Consider the following 2,925-nt stretch of genomic DNA (forward strand, 5'->3'; position numbering starts at 1 on the left):
GAAAGGGGGCAAAATAAAAATGTTTGAACATATTTGGTATGTAGTATTTTTGTCCCTTCGTTCGCACTATCGTCTAATAGCGAATAAAAGGCTTCGCTACGCTTCGCCCAAATTGCCTTTGGCAACTTCTTTTATCCGCAAACCGTTAGAAAAATGCAGAAATAAGTGCACATTTAATTTAGTGCTTTATCTAAACCTAATCGTCTCCAGGTTTTTAAGGGCCAACGTCTTTATCTTGTACTTTTTGTATATGCTCGATGCGAAGTCAAGACATTTTGACTCCTCGCCGTGATTGACAATTATTCTCCTTGGCTTGGGATTTATGTTTTTCACGTAGTTCATCAGTTGCATCCTATCAGAATGGCCCGAAAAACCCTCGCATGTTTCGACATTCATCCTCAAATCAATTGTTTTATTTGGCAGATTAATCTCCTTCCACCCTCTCTGTATTTTATTACCCAGTGTTCCTTCCGCCTGGTAGCCGACAAATACCAGAGAGCTTACCTCGTCATCGCCCCACCGCTTGAGATATTCTATGACCGGACCGCCGTTCATCATGCCACTGGTCGCGAGGACTACCGCAGGCTCCGAGCTGTCCAGTATTTCCTCTCTCTTTTCAAAACTGTCTACTCTTTCAAACATTTCGGCCATCAGCGGGTTTTTTCCGTCCTGGAAAATCATTTTTCTTAACTTGTTATTCAGGTATTCGGGATACACTGTATGGATAGCTGTGGCCTCCCATATCATGCCGTCCAGATAAACAGGAACTTGCGGAATTTCCCTTTCACGCATAAGCTGCTCAAGAACTATCATCACTTCCTGAGAACGGCCTATTGCAAACACGGGAATAAGAACTTTTCCGCCCCTTTCCAGCGTTGCCTGTACGATGTCTCCTATCTCTTCAATAGCCTTTTTTCTGTTCGGCTGAACATCCTTGCTACCGCCATATGTGGATTCAATAACTAATGCTTCGAGACGGGGAAAGTGCGTAGCCGCCGGACTGAAAAGCAGCGTCTGTTCATATTTTATGTCGCCGGTGAAAGCGATATTGTAAAGCCCGTCGCCCACATGAAAATGGCATATTGATGAGCCGAGAATGTGCCCGGCATGGTGCATCGTAAGCCTTATATCAGGGGCTATATCCGTTGTGTCTCCATAATTGAGGGGGATGGAATGTTTTATCTCCTCTCTTATATGTTCGGATAAATAGGGAGGTTTCCTTGCATTTTCTGCGGACACCTTCAGATAATCCATCTGCATGAGAACCATCACATCTCTCGTGGGGTACGTGCAGTAAACAGGCCCGTCGTACCCGTACTTGTACAGCAGCGGAACAAGTCCCGAGTGGTCGAGATGAGCGTGAGTGACTACAACCCCGTCAATTGATTCAAGGGGCAATACTTCCGGTAAATGAATGTATGGCGAGCCGTTGCCCGATGAGGAAACATCCACACCGCAATCGATCAATACCTTGCTGTCCTGTGTTGAGAGCAGCGTACATGAGCGACCAACTTCCCTATAACCCCCAAGAGAAGTCATTCTTACCCATTTTTCTCCATCAGAAACGCCCCGGTGCAGTCTCCTGCCGAGACGACGCAGAAAATCCTTTCTATCTTCTGCAGTGCTGCGGATATATCCCCTTATCTCCTGAACCGTTTTGGACGGTACCGGCGGTGCCCGTATCACTTTGGGAGCCCACCCTATTTCTTTCTTTATGTCATTCAAAATGGAACCATACTTTCCTATCGCAACTCCGGGTTTTTCAGCCTCTATGGTGACTTCCCCTATATCTGGTTCAAAATATGTATTTGTGATATTTGCTTCCTCCGGCAACAGTTGCCTTATCCTTTCCTCAGCAATATCTATATCCTCAAGAACGGAAGGATCCGGTCTTACGACTATCCTCTTCTGCAGTTTTTTGGCAAGCTCCCTCACCATCTCGCTGTTATCCGCAAATTTATCGGGATCCTTTGTATAAATAACGAGCTGCGCACCTTCGAAGTCTATATCTGTAACTCTTATGGATGCGAGCAAAATTGCTTTAATTTCTTTTTTTACTTCCTGCAAAAGGTCTTCAACTGCCATGAATATGATCTCTTATATCAACTTATTTCCAGGTTCTTTCTCCTTTTTTCAATTTCTTCCTGTGGTATCTCTCTATATCCTTTTGATGTTATTACAGCCACGTCCATCCCGTTGCCAGATGCGGAATCACGCCTCATAGCCGCGGAAAGTGCCCTTATAGAAAGATCTACTCCCTCGTCCACGGTCATGCCGTCCCTATAATGGTCCTCAAGAACACCAAAAACATAGGGCGAACCGGAACCCGAGGTAGTATACCTATCCTCTATCGAACCGCCGGCAGCATCAATAGAAAATATGTGGGAACCTGTAAGGTCAACACCCCCTATGATTAGTTGTACATAGAATGGAGCAAATTTTCTCTGATTCAGTATATTTGCCATAAGGGTAGCTGCACCCTTGATGGGAAGTTTATCCTCCCTCTGCAATTTGTAAATTTCTGATTCAACCTTAAGATACCTAGCCAGCATCTGAGCATCTCCCACAAGGCCGGCGGTCGTCAATGCAAGGTGATCGTCTATCTTGAATAGTTTCTTTGCCACTTTATGAGCGATCATTGTTCCCACCGTTGCCCTATGCTCCGAAGCAATGACTACGCCATCCTTGCAAACCAGCCCTATTGTTGTTGTTCCTTTCTTATTTTCCATAATACCACGTTCCAAAACAGTAAAAGCTAATATGTCAACCTGGTATATAAAATTTTGTACATGAAAGACGGTAGTCCCCTAATCCTTTGTTGATTCATATTTTGTTTATTTTTAGCCATAATATCTCTTTCCAGCCCATCCTATGATCTATCAACCCTGCAACCATGGCAGGAGTTTTTCTCCTGCCATTCTCTTT

The 2,925-nt window shown here is 44.5% G+C and carries 2 protein-coding genes; both read right to left on the reverse strand.

All coding sequences use genetic code 11. From position 1 onward, the window contains the following. Positions 1–186: 186 nt before the first annotated feature. Complete coding sequence (locus U9O96_00425) at positions 187–2,085, reverse strand: beta-CASP ribonuclease aCPSF1 (protein MEA2053575.1); 1,899 nt, start codon at positions 2,083–2,085, stop codon at positions 187–189. A 17-nt stretch (positions 2,086–2,102) separates the two neighbouring features. After that, the gene (gene psmB / locus U9O96_00430; GenBank protein ID MEA2053576.1) at positions 2,103–2,729 is read right to left on the reverse strand and encodes an archaeal proteasome endopeptidase complex subunit beta; all 627 of its coding nucleotides are present in this window, start codon (positions 2,727–2,729) and stop codon (positions 2,103–2,105) included. Positions 2,730–2,925: the final 196 nt, after the last annotated feature.

It is taken from the genome of Candidatus Thermoplasmatota archaeon (genome assembly GCA_034660695.1).
Lineage (GTDB): Archaea > Thermoplasmatota > E2 > UBA202 > DSCA01 > JAYEJS01.

Coding starts and splice junctions, on each gene's coding strand:
- psmB (MEA2053576.1), bottom strand. CDS start 2,729: ATGGAAAATAAGAAAGGAACAACAACAATAGGGCTGGTTTGCAAGGAT.
- U9O96_00425 (MEA2053575.1), bottom strand. CDS start 2,085: ATGGCAGTTGAAGACCTTTTGCAGGAAGTAAAAAAAGAAATTAAAGCA.